The organism is Ruegeria sp. HKCCD6157, assembly GCF_013110685.1.
Classification (GTDB): Bacteria; Pseudomonadota; Alphaproteobacteria; order Rhodobacterales; family Rhodobacteraceae; genus Ruegeria.
In genome coordinates this window covers 689,710-707,409 of the sequence record NZ_WVRB01000001.1, presented here as the reverse complement: position 1 = coordinate 707,409, position 17,700 = coordinate 689,710, and the positions used below count along the sequence as shown (strand labels likewise).

General features: G+C 59.7%; 16 protein-coding genes. 8 read left to right on the top strand and 8 right to left on the bottom strand.

Annotation, left to right across the window (positions count from 1 at the left end; genetic code table 11):
- Positions 1-33 precede the first annotated feature (33 nt).
- Entirely contained in the window at positions 34-927 is an 894-nt protein-coding gene (locus GS612_RS03220; RefSeq protein WP_171639066.1) for a LysR family transcriptional regulator ArgP, read from the top strand.
- A gap of 26 nt (positions 928-953) precedes the next feature.
- A complete protein-coding gene (locus tag GS612_RS03215) occupies positions 954-1,643 on the top strand; it encodes a nitroreductase family protein (protein WP_171639065.1) in 690 nt (229 codons plus the stop codon).
- Positions 1,644-1,654: 11 nt separating this feature from the next.
- On the opposite strand, the gene GS612_RS03210 is transcribed toward GS612_RS03215, so the two are convergent.
- Together GS612_RS03210 and GS612_RS03205 are read right to left on the bottom strand one after the other, a co-directional pair.
- Positions 1,655-2,932, bottom strand: a complete 1,278-nt coding sequence (locus tag GS612_RS03210; protein WP_171639064.1) for a permease — start codon at positions 2,930-2,932, stop codon at positions 1,655-1,657.
- 149 nt (positions 2,933-3,081) lie between these two features.
- The gene (locus GS612_RS03205; RefSeq protein ID WP_171639063.1) at positions 3,082-3,822 is read right to left on the bottom strand and encodes a YebC/PmpR family DNA-binding transcriptional regulator; all 741 of its coding nucleotides are present in this window, start codon (positions 3,820-3,822) and stop codon (positions 3,082-3,084) included.
- Between the two features lie 110 nt (positions 3,823-3,932).
- Between GS612_RS03205 and GS612_RS03200 the strand changes: the two genes are divergently transcribed.
- The 4 genes from GS612_RS03200 (at position 3,933) to GS612_RS03185 (ending at position 9,059) form a co-directional block, all read left to right on the top strand.
- Positions 3,933-5,705 carry an SLC13 family permease gene (locus tag GS612_RS03200; protein WP_171639062.1) on the top strand — a complete coding sequence of 591 codons (1,773 nt, stop codon included), beginning with the start codon at positions 3,933-3,935 and terminating at the stop codon, positions 5,703-5,705.
- Between the two features lie 16 nt (positions 5,706-5,721).
- On the top strand, positions 5,722-6,456 hold the full coding sequence (locus GS612_RS03195; protein WP_171639061.1) for a glutamine amidotransferase: 735 nt from the start codon (positions 5,722-5,724) through the stop codon (positions 6,454-6,456).
- Positions 6,457-6,529: 73 nt separating this feature from the next.
- Positions 6,530-7,387 (top strand): bile acid:sodium symporter family protein, encoded by an 858-nt coding sequence (locus GS612_RS03190; protein WP_152458740.1) that lies wholly within the window; start codon positions 6,530-6,532, stop codon positions 7,385-7,387.
- Positions 7,388-7,397: 10 nt separating this feature from the next.
- Entirely contained in the window at positions 7,398-9,059 is a 1,662-nt protein-coding gene (locus GS612_RS03185; RefSeq protein ID WP_171639060.1) for an FAD-binding dehydrogenase, read from the top strand.
- A gap of 13 nt (positions 9,060-9,072) precedes the next feature.
- On the opposite strand, the gene GS612_RS03180 is transcribed toward GS612_RS03185, so the two are convergent.
- The 3 genes from GS612_RS03180 to GS612_RS03170 form a co-directional block, all read right to left on the bottom strand.
- Positions 9,073-9,810 carry a YbaY family lipoprotein gene (locus tag GS612_RS03180; protein ID WP_253282401.1) on the bottom strand — a complete coding sequence of 246 codons (738 nt, stop codon included), beginning with the start codon at positions 9,808-9,810 and terminating at the stop codon, positions 9,073-9,075.
- 95 nt (positions 9,811-9,905) lie between these two features.
- The gene (locus GS612_RS03175) at positions 9,906-11,684 is read right to left on the bottom strand and encodes an SLC13 family permease (protein ID WP_171231204.1); all 1,779 of its coding nucleotides are present in this window, start codon (positions 11,682-11,684) and stop codon (positions 9,906-9,908) included.
- A gap of 87 nt (positions 11,685-11,771) precedes the next feature.
- Positions 11,772-12,587 (bottom strand): TIGR00282 family metallophosphoesterase, encoded by an 816-nt coding sequence (locus tag GS612_RS03170; RefSeq protein ID WP_171329562.1) that lies wholly within the window; start codon positions 12,585-12,587, stop codon positions 11,772-11,774.
- Between the two features lie 133 nt (positions 12,588-12,720).
- On the opposite strand from GS612_RS03170, the gene GS612_RS03165 reads away from it, so the two are divergent.
- Positions 12,721-12,948: a DUF333 domain-containing protein gene (locus GS612_RS03165; protein WP_224853568.1), complete on the top strand. Its 228-nt coding sequence runs from the start codon at positions 12,721-12,723 to the stop codon at positions 12,946-12,948.
- Positions 12,949-12,951: 3 nt separating this feature from the next.
- Here GS612_RS03165 and GS612_RS03160 read toward each other — a convergent pair whose 3' ends face one another.
- Together GS612_RS03160 and mgtE are read right to left on the bottom strand one after the other, a co-directional pair.
- Entirely contained in the window at positions 12,952-13,509 is a 558-nt protein-coding gene (locus GS612_RS03160) for a 5-formyltetrahydrofolate cyclo-ligase (protein ID WP_171639059.1), read from the bottom strand.
- Positions 13,506-14,900, bottom strand: a complete 1,395-nt coding sequence (gene mgtE / locus GS612_RS03155) for a magnesium transporter (protein WP_171227837.1) — start codon at positions 14,898-14,900, stop codon at positions 13,506-13,508. The genes GS612_RS03160 and mgtE overlap by 4 nt, the downstream gene beginning before the upstream one ends.
- Before the next feature lie 135 nt (positions 14,901-15,035).
- Here mgtE and guaD point away from each other — a divergent pair, with 135 nt between their 5' ends.
- Entirely contained in the window at positions 15,036-16,322 is a 1,287-nt protein-coding gene (gene guaD / locus GS612_RS03150) for a guanine deaminase (RefSeq protein WP_171639058.1), read from the top strand.
- Here guaD and GS612_RS03145 read toward each other — a convergent pair.
- A complete protein-coding gene (locus tag GS612_RS03145) occupies positions 16,319-17,653 on the bottom strand; it encodes an 8-oxoguanine deaminase (protein ID WP_171639057.1) in 1,335 nt (444 codons plus the stop codon). The two genes, guaD and GS612_RS03145, sit on opposite strands and share 4 nt — an antisense overlap.
- Positions 17,654-17,700: the final 47 nt, after the last annotated feature.

The following is a 17,700-nucleotide window of genomic DNA, read 5'->3' as shown; positions in this document are numbered from 1 at the left end:
ATTAAAGATGTTGCCCTCAGTTAAGTTTTGCTAATGCTACTGGACCCTCACCAATTGGCCGCTTTGTCAGCAATCCTGCGCCATGGCAGCTTTGATGCGGCGGCGGCGGAACTGGCTGTAACCCCTTCGGCGATATCCCAGCGGATAAAAGCGCTGGAGGATCGCGTGGGCGCCTCGCTCATCCATCGGGGAACCCCTTGCACCGGAACGCCAGCCGGGCAGCGCATCGCACGTTACGCCGAAGATGTCGGTTTGCTGGAAGCGCAGCTGGCTCGGGAATTGACTCTGGTACAAGAACCCGGGTCCGCACGGGTTCGCGTTGCGGTACCCGCCGACATTCTGGCCACCTGGTTCATTGACGCGATGGCGCAGGTGCCCGACATGCTGTTCGACCTTGTGATCGACGATCAGGATCATTCGGCAGACTGGCTGAGGCGCGGCGAGGTCAGCGCCGCCGTCACCGTCGGCGGACAAACAGTGAGCGGTTGCGACGCGATTGCGCTGGGCGTGTTGAGATATCTGCCCACCGCCAGCCCGAAATTTGTCAACACCTGGTTCAAGAACGGCGTGACCGAGGAAACCCTCGGCAAAGCGCCTTGCCTTGTCTTCAACAGGAAGGACGGTCTGCAAGAAGCGTGGATCGCAAATCACACCGGCAAACATCTGTCACCGCCTTTCCACTTCCTGCCATCTTCGCAAGGGTTCGTTGATGCCGCAATCGCCGGGATTGGCTGGGGCATGAACCCCGCAGCCCTTGCGCAAGACGCCATGGAGCGTGGGCTGCTGAGCCAGATCGTTCCCGATGCGCCACTGGACATCGCGCTCAGCTGGCAGGTCGGGCGGGTTCTTGCCCCGGCGCTCAAACCCCTTACACAAGCGGTCCAGCATGCTGCGCAACGGGTTTTGCTACCGTCACAAGTCAAATAGTCCGACTCATTCGATTGGAGGAACCAATGTTCTCGCGCGACACCCTCAGTTGTGACCCCATTCCCCTGCCCGACCGATGCGAGATCAGTGATGCTGACATGCAGGACGCGGCTGTGGCTTTCTTTGAAAAGATGCGGCGGCCTCATACCGTTCGGGATTTCTCTACGCGCCCGGTGGCTCGTGATGTGATCGAAACCTGCCTGCGCACCGCGGGAACGGCCCCGTCAGGTGCAAACCACCAGCCCTGGCATTTTACTGCCGTCTCGGACCCCAAGCTGAAACTGCGCATCCGCGAGGAAGCCGAAGAAGAAGAGCGTCACTTTTACGCGGGAGGGGCTGGCGATGAATGGATCAAGGCTCTGGAACCCATCGGGACCAATGCGGTCAAGGAACATCTGACCGTCGCCCCGTGGCTGATCGTGGTCTTTGCCCAACGCTGGGGGCAATTCGAAGACGGGACGCGGTACAAGAATTACTACGTGCCGGAAAGTGTGAACATTGCCACCGGCTTTCTGCTGGCGGCATTGCATCACGCCGGTCTCAGCACGTTGACACATACCCCGAACCCGATGCGGTTTCTGACCGATGCGCTGGGTCGGCCCGCTTCAGAGAAACCGACAATGATCATAGCAGTTGGACATCCCTCGGAAACCGCGACCGTGCCGTCCGTTGCAAAGCTGAAAAAGCCCTTGGACGAGATTTCTTCCTTTTTCTGAGCGGAGCCGCATCAGCCCTGTGTGCCAGAGGCGTCCTTTCGGTCCGGCAACATTGTCAGGTAGCATGTCACGCAGGCCACCAGGCTGGCTGCGACTATGAACGCGACGGCCAATACAACCTCGTGCATATGGGCGACTGCGGCCAAGGCCGCCGAAAGCAGCACCGCCAACAAACGGGTAAAAGACTTGATCGCGGCTGATCCCTGAACGCGCTGTTCCTTGGGCGCGACGTCCAGGAAATAGAGCTTGCGCGCGCTGCTGATCCCGGTCACCGCAACGGTGACGACAAACAGCGCGATCGCGTGCAGATGCACATCGTGATCGATACCCAAGTAGTGAAATGCCAGAAGTACACCGCCGGTTGCGGCCACCATCAGTGTCCCGACCACCATGACGGCACGATGAGACTTCATGTTCACGACCTGCCACAAAGGCCCGGACACAAGATAGCCCGAAGCAGATGAAACAATCATCGCGGTCAGTCCCCTGGCCGAGCTGTGATGCGCTTCGGCCGCGATCAGCGCGAAGAACGGGACAGAGAGCGAAACAGCCACCAAAAGCATTCGCATGACCATGTAACGCCGAAACCACGAGTATTCGAACATGCCAAGAATACCCTGTGCATTGGCCTTGAACGACAGCTTTGCTTTGGGTCCGGTCTTGTTTGCCGGCTCCGCCGAGCGGGCATTCTCTGTCATGGCCAGCATCAAAAGCCCTGACAGCATGAAAAACGCAACCGATACGCCGATCATGGTTGAATGGCGCGAAAAAGGTGGGTTTTCCTTGGTGATCTGATGCACCAGCATGGCAAGACCGATGGCACACAGGCCTCCGCCCCCAAGTTGCAGGTAATGCAGGACCATGCGCGAACGCGAGTGGACATGATCGCCCAGCAGATCGGTGAACATCAGGTTCTGCACCTCGTCCACAAGACCGATCACGAAAAAGACCGCCACGAAAACCACTGCGATCAACGGAACGACCCCGGTCGCGGCGGCCACCATTGCCAGGACCAGACAGGATCCGATGATCGCTTCGGTCAGAGCGATTGCGCGTTTCTTTTGCGATTTCGCCGCGACGGATTGCGCCAGAAAGAAATCGGAAATCATGCTGCCAATCATTCGCACCGAAACCAGCGCGCCCGCCACGAACATCGGCAGTTCGAATGACACGGCCAGAAACGGCAAAACCACCGATGGGCTGCCCAGAGTCCACGCGACCTGAGACACGATACTCTGCCCAGCAAGAACCGGCACGTTTCGCTTGGCCTTTTCAGCAGTCGCATCCATCGTGGATCTTTCGGTGGCGTTGTCTCGGAAATTCCGGGTTTTTCCAGCCTATGCGTTTCGAAGGGTTCAGCCAACAACTCTTCGAAACTGTCCGAAAACGAAAAAACCCGGCGGTTGAGCCGGGTTTCGCCGTCAAGATCCGCAACAGCTCAGAGCTGTGCCATCACCTCATCCGAGGCCTCGAAATTGGTCGTGACGCGCTGTACGTCGTCATCGTCTTCCAGCGCTTCCACCAGTTTCATCAGCTTTTGCATGTCTTCCAGACCCAGCTCGGTCGTGGTGGTCGGCTTCCAGACCAATTTGGTGGATTCCGATTCACCCAGCGCAGCTTCCAACGCGTTCGAAACGTCGTTCAGATCCGTATCCGCACACCAGATGATGTGGCCATCCTCTGAACTTTCGACATCTTCCGCGCCGGCCTCGATGGCGGCTTCGAATATGGTGTCTGCGTCACCCGCCGTTGCCGGGTAAATCACTTCGCCCTTGCGCTCGAACATGAACCCGACCGAGCCCGTCTCGCCCAGATTTCCGCCGTTCTTGGAAAAGGTCGAACGCACGGTCGACGCGGTGCGGTTGCGGTTGTCCGTCATGGTTTCAACGATCACGGCCACGCCGTTGGGGCCATAGCCCTCATAGCGGATTTCTTCGTAATCGTCGCCTTCACCGGCAGTGGACTTTTTGATCGCGCGGTCAATCACATCCTTGGGAACCGAGTTCGACTTGGCCTCTTTCACGGCCAGACGCAAGCGCGGGTTCTTGTCGGGATCGGGGTCACCCATCTTGGCGGCAACGGTGATCTCTTTCGACAGTTTGGAAAACAGTTTGGACCGCGCGGCGTCCTGACGCCCCTTGCGGTGCTGGATGTTGGCCCATTTTGAGTGGCCTGCCATAATGCGTCCTCGTCATCGTGATTGCGTGTTCGGCGCTCATATAGACGTTTGCAGGGGGCAGGATCAAGAGAGCGGCTTGCGACGGCTTCACCGGCTAGTATGGTGACGACATGACGACAGACCAGATCATTCTTTTTGCGCTTTTCATCACCGTCTTCGGAATGCTGCTGTGGGGCCGGTTTCGATACGACCTCGTGGCCTTTGCCGCGCTGATGATTGGCGTTGTGCTGGGCGTCGTGCCCGTGGATGGTGCCTTTGCCGGGTTCGGCCATCCTGCGACCATAATCGTGGCGCTGGTTTTGGTGGTTTCCGCCGGTTTGGTCCGATCAGGCGCAGTGTTCCTGATCACCCGCACGCTGGTTGATGCCTCGCGGGGTCTGGGCGCGCATATCGCCTTGATGGGCGGGATCGGCGCGGTTCTGTCGGCCTTCATGAACAACGTGGCGGCGCTGGCGTTGCTGATGCCCGTGGACATCCAGACCGCACGCAAGGCCGGACGATCGGTGGGCCTGTCGCTGATGCCGCTGAGCTTTGCCACCATTCTGGGGGGGATGGCGACGCTGATCGGGACCCCACCGAACATCATCATAGCGTCGATCCGGGCCGAAACACTGGGCGAGCCGTTTCACATGTTCGATTTTGCCCCGGTCGGTGGGTTGGCCGCAATCACCGGTCTTGCCTTTGTCGCACTGGTGGGCTGGCGCCTGATCCCCAATCGCGGACCGCAGGCCGAGACATCGGAAACCTTGGCCGAATACATCGCCGAGCTGACCGTTCCCCCGGAATCCGCCCATATCGGCAAACGGGTCAGTGAACTTTATGAGTTGGCCGAGAAATCGGACGTGGCCATCATCGGTTTAATCCGGGATGGCAAGCGTCGCTATGGCCGGTCGGCGCACGCCGTTTTGCAGGAAGGTGACGCGCTGGTTCTGGAAGCCCGACCCGAGGCGCTGGACGAGTTTCGCGCGGCGCTCAATCTCGACTTCTCGGACACGCGCCGGCAGGAATTGCTGACGGCCGAGGGTGACGGGCTGGAAGTGATTGAAGTCGTCGTGCCGGAAAGCGCGCGCATCACAGGTCGCACCGCACAAGGGCTTGGGCTGGCCTGGCGGCAAAGCACCGTTCTGATGGGCATCTCACGCCAGGGGCGCAGGATTACCGAACAGGTCCGCAAGACCGAGGTGGAACCGGGCGATATTCTGCTGCTGCTCTGCCCCCGCGACCGCGCTGCGGATGTCACGGAATGGCTAGGTTGCCTGCCCCTTGCCGGACGCGGGCTGAACGTTACTGCAAACGACAAGGCATGGCTGGCCATCGGTCTGTTTGCCGCCGCTGTTTTAGCCGCAAGTGTTGGGTTGATCTATCTGCCCATTGCTTTGGGGCTGGTCGTGATTGCTTATGTGCTGACCAAGATCATGCCGATCACCGACATTTACAATCACATCGAATGGCCGGTGGTCGTACTGCTGGGGTCTATGATCCCTCTGGGCAGTGCCTTGGAGACCTCGGGCGGCACCGAACTGATCGCAAACGCCCTGATCCAGCTGACCGATGGTCTGCCCGCCTGGGCCATTCTGACCGTATTGATGGTTGTCACGATGACTTTGTCGGACGTGTTGAACAACACCGCCACCGCCATTGTCGCCGCGCCGGTCGGGATACAAATGGCGCGCACGCTCGAGGTGTCACCCGACCCGTTCCTGATGACCGTGGCCGTTGCGGCCTCGGCTGCGTTCCTGACCCCCATCGGGCACAAGAACAACACGCTGGTTCTGGGGCCCGGAGGCTATCGATTCGGAGATTACTGGCGCATGGGATTGCCGCTGGAAGTGCTGATCATAGCCGTTTCTGTTCCCGCCATTCTTGTGTTCTGGCCGCTGTGACGGGTAAAGGCTGCGTATGAAACCGTTTTTGATCCTGCAACTGCGCCCCGAAACAGATGCGTCCGATGCCGAATATGCCTCGATCCTGAACCGGAGCGGGTTGTCTCCTGAACAGACGCATCGCATCCGTTTGGATTGCGACGACCTGCCAGAAGGGTTGGATGTCACGGACTATGCCGGTATCATCGTAGGCGGCGGACCGGGATGCGTCAGTGACGACCCGGCGACCAAATCCCCGCTGGATGCCCGGATCGAGGCTGCGATCATGGGGTTGATGCCGCAGATCATCGCACAAGATCACCCGTTCATGGGCTGCTGCTATGGCCTTGGCATTCTGGCGGCGTATCTGGGCGGCGACGTCAGCAAGGCCCGGTATGGCGAACCCGTTGGGCCATCCACGTGCCATTTGACCCCGGAAGGGCAGCGGGATCCGTTGACCGCCGGGTTGGAACCAACCTTCGACGCTTTCGTTGGCCACAAGGAAGCGGTTCAGGCTCTGCCGAAAGGATGCGTTCACCTTGTCGCGTCAGACCCCTGCCCGTTCCAGATGATCCGTTGGGGGCAGAACGTATACGCCACGCAGTTCCACCCCGAAGCCGACGCCAGGGATTTTGAACAGCGCATCAATATCTACAAGAATCACGGCTATTTCCCGCCTGAAGACGCGCAAAAACTGATCGACCACTGCCATTCGGCCGATGTCACGCAGCCGGGCGAGATCCTGCGCCGGTTCGTCCGACGACACGAATGACCCAACGGCGCGGTTGCCTGCGCCTTGCCCCCTCGCATAGGCTGATCTGACGCAACTTTGGGAGGAGTTGTCCTTGGATTTGCTTTTGAATGTCGGCTTGCCGGTGTCGCTTGCCATTATCATGTTGTCTCTTGGCATCGGGCTGGAGGTGGCAGACTTCCGTCGTGTCCTGAGCCGGCGACGCGCCTTTGCCATCGGGGCGGCAAGCCAGATTGTTCTCTTGCCAGTCGCGGCCTTCGTGACGGTCACAATCTTTGCATTGCCCCCCGAGATCGCGGTTGGTTTCATGCTGCTCAGTTTTTGCCCGGGCGGCGTAACCAGCAACATCCTCTCCAAGCTCGCCAAAGCCGATGTCGCACTTTCGGTCAGCCTGACCGCCGTGATCAGCCTTTTGTCGATGGTGACCGTGCCAATACTGGCCGCGTGGTCGATCGCGCATTTCATGGGCGACGAAGCCCCCGAGGTTTCGATCACCGGGCTGGCTGTTGCATTGTTTCTGATAACAACGCTTCCCGTGGGCATCGGGGTCGGAGTTCGCAACTTTGCAACAGGGTTTGCAAACCGCGTAGAGCCGGGATTGTCGACGCTCGCGACCGTTTTGTTCGTGCTGATCGTTGCCGCGGCACTGGCCGGGAACTGGCAATTGTTCGTCGACAATCTTGGCATCATGGGCGCAGGCTTGATTTCTTTGAATATCGCCCTGCTGTTCATCGGGCTGGGACTGGCGCGGATATCAAACCTGTCCTGGAATGAGTGCAAGACGATCTCGATCGAAACCGGAATTCAAAACTCCACGCTGGGCATTACACTGGCGGCGCTGATCACGAATACCGAAAGCGGGTTCAGCCCGCTGGCCCTGCCCTCGGCGGTTTATGGCATTACGATGTACGCCGTGGTTCTGCCGTTTCTTGTCTGGTTCCGCAGGCGCTGAAAGGACCGTTATGACAAACAACACTGCTGATGCGATCGTAATCGGTGCTGGTCTGGCCGGATTGGCCACCGCAGCCGAACTGGGCGACCGAGGCAAAAAGGTAATATTACTCGATCAGGAACCAGAAGGTTTTCTGGGCGGTCAGGCCTTCTGGAGCCTGGGTGGCCTGTTCATGGTCGACACGCCGGAACAACGTCGCATGGGTATCCGCGACAGCCACGATCTGGCATTGCGCGACTGGATGGGAAGCGCGCAGTTTGACCGCGAAGTAGACACCTGGCCCCGCAAATGGGCCGAGGCCTATATCGAGTTCGCCGCCGGTGAAATGCGCCCCTGGCTGCATGACATGGGCCTGCGCTGGTTTCCGGTCGTGGGCTGGGCTGAACGTGGCGGGTCTTATGCAAACGGGCATGGCAATTCCGTCCCGCGCTTTCACATCACCTGGGGCACCGGACCCGGCGTGCTGGAACACTTCATCCGTCGGGTCCGCGCCCATGTCAGCGCCGGTCTGATCCAGCTGAAGTTCCGCCATCAGGTCAGCCATATCATCATGCAGAACGGCGAGGCCAAGGGCGTCTCGGGCGAGGTTCTGGCCGATGACGCGGCCCCGCGCGGCGCCAAGACCAACCGTGACGAGGTGGGCGAGTTCGAGGTCTATGCACCGTCGGTCATCGTCACCTCGGGCGGGATTGGTGGCAATTTCGAAATGGTGCGCCAGAATTGGCCCCGCGACCGCCTGGGCGAACCGCCCAAGGACATGGTGGCGGGTGTGCCCTTCCATGTGGATGGTCGGATGATCGCCATCAGCGAAAAGGCCGGTGGCCATGTCATCAACGGCGACCGCATGTGGCATTACACCGAAGGCGTGCGCAACTGGGATCCGATCTGGCCCGACCATGGCATTCGCATCCTGCCCGGCCCCAGCTCGATGTGGTTCGACGCGCGCGGAAACCGGTTGCAGCCCCCCTGCCTGCCCGGGTTCGACACGCTGGGCACCCTGCGCGAAATCCTGAACACCGGCTATGAATACAGTTGGTTCGTCCTGACACAGAAGGTCATCAAGAAAGAATTCGCCCTGTCCGGGTCTGAACAGAACCCCGATTTCACGTCAGGCAGCTGGAAGGAAGTGATCCGGCAGCGCATCCTGTCGGGGTCGAAAGCCACCGGACCGGTCGAGGCGTTCAAGGAAAAGGGCGAGGATTTCGTCGTCGCCAACACGTTGACCGAACTGGTGAGCGGCATGAACCATCTGGGCGGGGGTCTGATCGACGAGGCGCATCTGCGCGCCCAGATCGAAGCACGGGATTCACAGGTGGACAATCCGTTCTCAAAAGATGCGCAGATGATGGCGATCCTGGCGGCGCGCAACTATCGCGGCGACAAGCTGATCCGCACCGCCAAACCGCACAAGTTCCTGGACCCCAGGAATGGCCCGCTGATCGCGGTCAAGCTGCACGTGCTGACCCGCAAGACACTGGGCGGTTTGCAGACCAATCTGGACAGTCAGATGATTGGCACCGATGGTCAGGTTGTGCCGGGCCTGTTCGCGGCCGGCGAAGTCGCCGGATTCGGTGGCGGTGGTTATCACGGTTACAACGCGCTTGAGGGAACCTTCCTGGGCGGCTGCATCTTTTCGGGTCGCAACGCCGGGCGATCGAGGGCCATCGCGTGACAGCCCTGCCCTATTACTTGCGCATCATTTTGATCACCGGCTCACCCTGAGCATCCAGCAAGGCCAGCGCGTTGCCTTGCATCGCGAAGGTCGTGACACTTTGCATCGCCTTGAGAAACTGCCGCTCGACCTCATCCATCGGGGGTGGGCAAGCCATGAGCGTTGCTGCCATATTGTCGGGGAACGCAATCCGATTGTCAGAAATCTCGGCCTGGCCACTGAACCGGTTGCAACCGCCGCTGCCTGAAAATGCCCCGCCCTGCCCAAAAGCAAGTTCAGGTCGTTTCTCTGTCTCGACAGCCGCACCATTGAGGCCCGAAGCGACCCATTCGGTGTTTTCCAGCATCGCGGCACCTTGGTGTTGCACCTGTATCATCAGCAGGTCAGCAGAATTCTCGGCCCCATGTGTCAGTACCGGATAAACGGTATCGGTGGTGAACAACAGCTTTTGCCCCTGCATGACCGAAGCACGCACGGCGTATCTGCGCCCGTCCTGAATCAATGCGTCATCATAAGTCAGTTCGAACTGCGCCGGCACACCGGTCAGGGCATATCTCTGCGCGGCAAGCGTTTCGGCCGGCGCATCCGCCAATGAGATATCCTGAAGCTCGACGAACAAGGTCGTGTCAGGCGGAAGCGCAATACGCTCTCGGTAGGTTGCTGTTCCCTCGACGGTTCCGGCAAGCGATGCGCCGCTCAAAACGGTGGCGAAAGCAACCGCAGGAAACATGGTGCGGCCGAATGTCAGCATGGCAGTACCCCTTAAAGTAATATTTCTACAAAAGATTGCTGTTCATCCGACATTTACAAGTACACCGCGGATAAAGCGGCAAATCTGTGCCGATGTCATAACGGCCAGATCAACGGGATCAGCAGAGACGCCAACAATCCGACCGTCAGGTTCAGCGGCACACCCACCTTCATGAAGTCGGTGAACCTGTAGCCTCCGGGGCCATAGACCATCATGTTCGTCTGGTATCCGATCGGAGTAGCAAAAGATGCCGAAGCCGCCACCATGACCGCGACGACCAGTGGGCGCGGATCTATTCCGACCGCCTGCGCCAAACCGATGGCGATCGGGGTGACCACAACCGCCACGGCGTTGTTGGAAACCAGTTCCGTCAGAACCGAGGTCAGCAGGTAAATCGCCCAGATAATGAGGAATGGCGGCAAGACACTGAGCCCCGGCGCAACGGCCTCGACGATCAGAGAAACCGCGCCCGAGCTGTCAAGCGCAGCCCCTATGCCCAGCATCGCGAAGATCAACGCCAACAGGCGACCTTCCACAAAAGAAAACGCCTCATCCGCATCGATACAGCGGGTCAGCAGAACCACGGCGCAGGCCACGATCGACAACAACAGGATGGGAGCAATGCCCAGCGCGGCAAGGGCAACAATCCCTACAAGTGCCCCAATCGCAATCGGCGCATGGCTGCGACGGAAGGCACGAGCCGATGGCTGGGTGACGTCCACCATGTCCATTTCCGCCGCCAGCCGCTGGATATCCGCCGGGGCACCTTCCAAAAGCAGCGTATCCCCTACCCTGACCACCAAGTCATCCAGCTGACGGCCGATATTCTGGTTGCGACGGTGCACCGCCAGGACGTAAACTCCATAACGACGCCGAAGCCGCATCATCCCAAGGGTCCGACCCACCAGACGGCATCCGGGCGTGATCAACACCTCAACCGTCTTGGTTTCAACGGCCGATACCTGATCCACACGTTTGAGTTCCCTGTTGCGCTGAAGGCTCAGAAGTTCGGTCATCTCGGTGCGTAGAACCACCCGGTCGCCGACCTTAAGTTCGACGCCTTTCAGGTTGCGCCGCAACGACTCATCCCCCCGGATGACATCGATCAGGCGCACGCCGGGGCGTTTGAACAACTGCACGCCGGTCACTTCGCGCCCGATCAGGTTGCTGTCCGGCGGAATGACGGCCTCGGTAAAGAACTTCATCTTGGACCGATCACTGAGCAGCGACGCCATGCTGTCCCGCTCGGGCAACAGTTTGGGCGCGATGAACCGCAAATAGATCATGCCGTAGATCACCAGCGCAATCCCCAGCGGCGTGACTTCGAAAATCGTAAAGGGTTTCATCCCCTGCGCGCGGGCCACACCATCGACCAGCAGGTTGGTAGACGTGCCGATCAATGTCAGCGTGCCGCCCAGAATAGCCGCATAACTCAGCGGAATCAGCAATTTGGACGCGGGAACATTCAGGGTGCGGGCGATTTGCACAAAGACCGGTATCATCACCACGACCACTGGCGTATTCGAAACCACCGCCGAGGCCAGCACGACAAACCCCATGAGCAATGCGATGGCGATACGCGGATTCACCTGAGCCTGCTTTTGCGCGGTCGAGGTGAACGAATCCAGGGCTCCGGTCCGCACCAAAGCACCCATGATGATGAACATCGCGGCAATCGTCCAGGGTGCCGGGTTGGACAGAACTGCAAGCGCGTTTTGATAGGGCAGAATGCCGGTTACAAGCATCAGTGAGACACCGCCAATGGCCACGACCTCGGTCGGATAAACCTCGCGCAGGAACATGATGAACATGCCCGCAACGATGACCAGCGCCAGAACCGCGCTTCCTGTGTCTGTCAGTGAAAGGAAATTCATTCGTGGTATTCTGTCCGAACCCGGGCCCAAGCGCCTGATGACATGCAGTTTCACGCATTGCGCTCGACAGAGCAAGCCTGACGATGACTATTCGGGCCCGGCTTGTTCCAGGCGCCCTCCGACGCGCACCATACGCACGGTTTTAGCCTGTCCGTCACGATCATCGGTTTCCACGAACACGCCGCTCAGTGTGGCCTCGCCGTTTGCAGGAGTAAAGCGCGCCTTGGGCATGCCGGTGATGAACCGTCGCATGGGCTCCTGCTTGTCCATGCCGATGACCGAATCGTAATCTCCGCACATGCCCGCATCGGTCAAATACGCGGTGCCACCCGGCAGAATCTGGGAATCCGCCGTCGGGACATGGGTATGCGTTCCCACCACAAGGCTTGCACGTTTGTCGCAGTAGTGCCCCATCGCCATCTTTTCGGACGTGGCCTCGCAATGCATGTCCACGATGATCGCCTGCGCCTGCCCGCCTCTGGGATGAGATTTCAGGATCGGTTCGATAGCCGAGAACGGATCGTCGAACGGGCGTTTCATAAAGACCTGACCCAGCACCTGAACCACCAGAACCTTGCGCCCCCCCGGCGCCGTGAACAGCCGATGACCCCGCCCCGGCGCGCCTTTGGCGAAATTGACGGGTCGTATGATGCGCTGTTCCTTCTCGATGAATTGCAGCATGTCTTTCTGGTCGAACGCATGATCGCCCAGCGTCAGGCAATCCGCTCCGGCGTCGAGCAACAGCCTGGCGTGATCTCCGCTCAGCCCCATGCCGTTCGACGCGTTTTCGCCATTGACCACGACAAAATCCAGCCGCCATTCGTCGCGCAGGCGCGGCAAATGCTGCTGAACGGCAGCGCGTCCCGCGCGCCCCATGACATCACCAAGAAACAGAATCCTCATGATCCGGGTCGTAGGGGCTGTACTGGGCAATAACAAGGCGGAAGCGTGAAATTAACGGCAGACTTGGGGGTTGAAATCAAATTCTGCCGTGGCAATGTTTCGATACGTCTCTTGAATACAGAAGGAATTCTGCGTGAAGTCGTCAATTGTTCTGACCGGCTGCCTTTTGGCTGCAACTGCTGCCGCTGCCGAAGGCACCAAGACATCCATGCCCAATCCCGCCGCGACCTTTTGCATTGAAAACGACGGGACCTACCAGCTTCGTAAAAACGAAGACGGCAGTGTCTATGGCGTCTGCATCCTGAAGGACGGCACCGAGGTGGATGCCTGGGACTATTTGCGCAGCCATTTCGAACAGTAGCAGCTAGAAGGTCAGCACGCGGCTTTCCGTGACAACCATATCCAGCGGTTGGTCGGTTGGCTCGAGCGGCAGGTCCGCAGCCTCTTGCGCATCAAAAGCATACCCGATGGCAAGCGTCGGGCGTTTGGCGCGCAAGCCTTCCAGCGTTCGGTCATAAAACCCGCCGCCATACCCCAGGCGACCACCATTTGCGTCGAAGGCGACCAGCGGCACGATCAGAATTTCGGGGTCGAAATAGTCATCCACCTGGGGCACTTTTGCACCGAACGGGCCATCCTTGAGCACACCGTCCGGCGTCCAGCGAGAGAACTTCAGCGGCTGACCGGCTGCCTGGATGACAGGCACACCCACCGGGCCATAAGCCGATGCTTCGGCCATCGCGGGCACCGGGTCGATCTCGGTCCGGATCGGCATGTATCCTGACAGGGGCACGCCGCGATGTCCTGCCAGAACCTCGGACAAGCGCCCGGCTGCACCCGGCAGGCGGGCATCAAACGCGGCCTTGCGGCGGGCAAAGGCCGCTTTGCGCGCTGCGGCTTTGATTTCAGTCAGATCGGTCACAGTAGCACCACGCTGGCAAGCCCAAGAAATATGAAGAAACCCATGACATCCGTCGTGGTTGTCACAAAGGTTCCCGATGCCAGCGCAGGGTCGATGCCCAAGCGGTCCAGCAAGACAGGTACTACCGTACCTGCGAACCCGGCGATGATCATATTCACGACCAAGGCCGCCCCGATCACGACACCCAGCAGCGGGGAATCGAACCACAGCATCCCCACGGTCCCCAACACGATGGCAAAACAGAGCCCGTTCAACATCCCCACCAGCAGTTCCCGCCTGATCACACGCATCACGTTTGAATTTGTCAGGTCGCGCGTCGCCAGCGCACGCACCGCCACGGTGAGCGATTGTGTTCCCGCATTGCCCCCCATTGACGCAACGATCGGCATCAGGATGGCCAGCGCGACCAGTTGATCAATCGCCGCCTCGAATTGCGAAATCACCAAAGAAGCACAGATCGCCGTGCACAGGTTCACAGCCAACCAGGGCAACCTTCGCCGGCTGGTTGCCGCCACACTGTCGGACAACGAGCTTTCGTCGCCTACGCCGGCAAGACGCAGGATGTCCTCTTCGTGTTCTTCATCCAGAACGACCATCGCGTCGTCAATGGTGATGACACCGACCAAACGGCCATCCGCATCCACCACCGGGGCCGAGATCAGGTGATACTGGTTGAAGGCATAAGCCACGTCTTCCTCATCCTGATCGACGGGGATGATGTGAAACTCTTCTTCTGCCAGATCAATCAGCGGCACTTCACGCCGCGCCGCCATAAGCTTGCCCAACGTCACCTGAGCAACCGGTTTCAGGCGCGGATCGACCAGAACGACGTGATAGAACTGTTCGGGCAAATCATCATTGGCGCGCATGAAGTCGATGGCTTGCCCAACGCTCCAATGTTCGGGCGCCATGACGACTTCCCGCTGCATGAGACGACCGGCCGAGTTCTCGGGGTAGGACAGTGCCTGCTCGGCTGCGATCCTTTCGGAATCCTCCAATGCATCCAGAATGGTTTCCTGCTGCGGTTCCTCGAGGTCTTCCAGCAGGTCAACGACATCGTCGCTTTCCATCTCGCGCACAGCTTCGGCCAGAACATCCGGGTTCAGAAGCGAGATCACCTCTTCACGAACCGATTCATCCAGTTCAGACAGGATGTCGCCGTCGAACTCTTTGTCGTACAGGCGGATCAGGCGCGCCCGGTCAAACGGATTGATCTGTTCAAGAAGGTCTGCAATGTCGGCCGAGTGCAGCGGCTCCATCAACTCAACCAGCTTGTCGCGGTCGTCTATATCCACCGCGTACAGGATCGCCGCAACTGCCTTGGGGTCCAACGCATAGGCGTCTTCATCCCGGGGCTGATCGTGTCCGGCTTCGTCTCTGCCTGTCGTCATGCTCTGCCCCTTTTTGCGATTGGCCCCTAAATAGAAGAAGCAGCTACCGGAAAACAATGACAATGCGCCGATTTACCCACTTCTTTCGTCCGCCTATGCTGGTGTGCGGTTCCAAACAGGTGGAGAACAGGGAAAATGGCGCAAAAGACGCTTTTGAAGGGGCGTGTTCTGAGTTTCACAGGATCACCCTTCGACGGAGAGCCGACCGAGGCGACCCGGCTGGACGAAGCGGTCGTGATCGAACACGGGCGAATTGCAGAGGTCGGCACCGCCGATGCGCTGAAAAAAGCCCATCCTGACGCAGTCACGAAGGATCACGGAACGCGCCTGATCATGGCTGGGTTCGTCGATCCGCATGTGCATTATCCACAGACGGCGATGATCGCCAGCTGGGGCAAACGGCTGATCGACTGGCTGAACACCTACACCTTCCCGGAAGAGATGAAGTTCGGCGATTTCGACTATGCGACCAAGATCGCCAATCGGTATCTGGACCTGACGACCGCCCACGGCACCACGACCATGTGCAGTTTTTGCACGATTCACCCTGAAAGCGTGGATGCCTTTTTCACCGCGGCGCAACAGCGTGGGCAGCGTGTCGTCGCCGGCAAGACCTGCATGGACCGGAACGCGCCCGAAGGTCTGCGCGACACCGCGCAGACGGCTTATGACCAATCCGCCGCCCTGCTGGAAAAATGGCATCGCGTCGACCGCTTGTCCTATGCGATCACGCCGCGCTTTTCACCGACTTCAACCCCGGAACAGCTCGAGGCCATGGGCGCGCTTTGGGCCGAGCATCCCCATTGTCTTATGCAAACCCACCTGAGCGAGCAAACGGATGAAATCGAATGGGTTCGATCGCTGTTCCATGATGCAAGGGATTATCTGGATACCTACGAGAAATTCGGCCTGTTGGGCCAGAACGGCCTGTATGGCCATGTCATCCATCTGGAAGACCGGGAACGGGATCGGCTGCGCGAGGTCGATGCTTCTTTGATCCATTGCCCCACGTCGAACACCTTCATCGGATCAGGATTGTTTGACATGAACGGGCTGATCCATGATGGCCACCGGATCGGTCTGGCCACGGATACCGGCGGCGGGTCCAGCTTTTCGATGCTGCGCACCATGGCCGCCGCCTATGAGATCGGCCAATTGCGCGGCCGTCCCCTGCATCCGGCGCAATTGCTGTGGTTGGGCACGGTCGGATCGGCCCGAAGCCTGCGTATGGACGACTGCATCGGCAACATCGCTCAGGGGATGGAGGCGGATCTGGTCGTGATCGACCTCGCCTCGACCCCCGCCATCGCCCAGCGCGAGGCCCATGCAGAAGACGTTTGGGAAGCGATCTTCCCAACCATCATGATGGGCGATGATCGCGCCGTGGCAGAGGTCTGGATCGGCGGACAGCAGGCGACTTAGGCCTGCAACGCCCGGGCAAGCGTGTTCTGGCGTTCGATCACGCGGGGCAGGTCGATGGTCGTTATGTGCCCGTCACGTACGATCTGGCGGCCTTCGACGAACAGGTGTTTCACAGACATCGGCCCCGCCAGAAGCAGCGCCGCCGGATCCCAACTGCCCGCGCTTTCGATGCAGCGGGTATCCCACACCGCTATATCGGCACGTTTTCCGGGCATCAGCCGTCCACAATCGGGACGTCCCAACACATCCGCTCCGCCGCGCGTCGCGATCTCAAGCGCTTCGCGGGCCGACATGGCATCTGCACCATTGGCGACCCGTTGCAGCAACATGGCCTGGCGCGCCTCAAGCATGAGGTTGCCATTGTCATTGCTGGCCGATCCATCCGCGCCGAGGCCAACCTTGACACCCGCATCGCGCATCGCCCGCACCGGTGCGATACCCGATCCGAGGCGGCAATTCGAACAGGGGCAATGGGCCACGCCTGTTTCCGAGCGCGAGAACAGATCAATCTCGGCCCCGTCCAACTTGACGCAATGGGCGTGCCAGACATCCGGGCCGGTCCAGCCCAGTTCCTCGGCATATTGGCCCGGGCGGCAGCCGAATTGCGCCTGCGAATAGGCGATATCCTCATCATTCTCGGCCAGATGGGTATGCAGCATCACGCCCTTGTCCCGCGCCAGCAACGCCGCATCGCGCATCAGATCCCGGCTGACGGAAAACGGTGAACACGGGGCAAGGCCAACGCGGCACATGGACCCCTCCGACGGGTCGTGAAACGCATCCACGACACGTACCATGTCGTCCAGAATAGCGGCCTCTTTTTCCACCAGATGGTCCGGCGGCAGGCCCCCGTCGGTCTCGCCGATGCTCATCGCGCCGCGTGTCGGATGAAACCGCATCCCCAGCTCGGACGCGGCCGCGATCGTATCCTCAAGCCGCGCGCCGTTGGGATAGAGGTAAAGGTGATCGGAACTGAGCGTGCACCCCGACAGCGCCAGTTCGGCCAAACCGATCTGGGCTGAGGTGAACATTTCCTCCGGCCCGAAACGCGACCAGATCGGATAGAGCGTTTGCAGCCACCCAAACAGCAACGCATCCTGCCCGCCCGGCACCGCCCTTGTCAGGGTTTGGTAAAGATGATGGTGGGTATTCACCAGGCCGGGCGTCACCAGACAGCCCGAAACATCATGCACCTCACCCTGTGTTTCCAGTCCCTGCCCGATCCGGGCAATCTGCCCGTCGCGGACCAAAATATCGGCCTTGGACAATTCCTGCCGGGACTCGTCCATCGTCAGGATCAGATCAGCATTCTTGAGTAGGATTTCCGTCATATCGCGCTCCTGCATCTGCCCGTCTCATGCAAGAAGTGCGTCGGCCG

Coding starts and splice junctions, on each gene's coding strand:
- GS612_RS03175 (WP_171231204.1), bottom strand. CDS start 11,684: ATGAATTTCCTTTCACTGACAGACACAGGAAGCGCGGTTCTGGCGCTG.
- GS612_RS03170 (WP_171329562.1), bottom strand. CDS start 12,587: ATGAGGATTCTGTTTCTTGGTGATGTCATGGGGCGCGCGGGACGCGCT.
- GS612_RS03205 (WP_171639063.1), bottom strand. CDS start 3,822: ATGGCAGGCCACTCAAAATGGGCCAACATCCAGCACCGCAAGGGGCGT.
- GS612_RS03180 (WP_253282401.1), bottom strand. CDS start 9,810: ATGCTGACATTCGGCCGCACCATGTTTCCTGCGGTTGCTTTCGCCACC.
- GS612_RS03215 (WP_171639065.1), top strand. CDS start 954: ATGTTCTCGCGCGACACCCTCAGTTGTGACCCCATTCCCCTGCCCGAC.
- GS612_RS03145 (WP_171639057.1), bottom strand. CDS start 17,653: ATGACGGAAATCCTACTCAAGAATGCTGATCTGATCCTGACGATGGAC.
- guaD (WP_171639058.1), top strand. CDS start 15,036: ATGGCGCAAAAGACGCTTTTGAAGGGGCGTGTTCTGAGTTTCACAGGA.
- GS612_RS03195 (WP_171639061.1), top strand. CDS start 5,722: ATGAAACCGTTTTTGATCCTGCAACTGCGCCCCGAAACAGATGCGTCC.
- GS612_RS03200 (WP_171639062.1), top strand. CDS start 3,933: ATGACGACAGACCAGATCATTCTTTTTGCGCTTTTCATCACCGTCTTC.
- GS612_RS03220 (WP_171639066.1), top strand. CDS start 34: ATGCTACTGGACCCTCACCAATTGGCCGCTTTGTCAGCAATCCTGCGC.
- GS612_RS03210 (WP_171639064.1), bottom strand. CDS start 2,932: ATGGATGCGACTGCTGAAAAGGCCAAGCGAAACGTGCCGGTTCTTGCT.
- GS612_RS03185 (WP_171639060.1), top strand. CDS start 7,398: ATGACAAACAACACTGCTGATGCGATCGTAATCGGTGCTGGTCTGGCC.
- mgtE (WP_171227837.1), bottom strand. CDS start 14,900: ATGACGACAGGCAGAGACGAAGCCGGACACGATCAGCCCCGGGATGAA.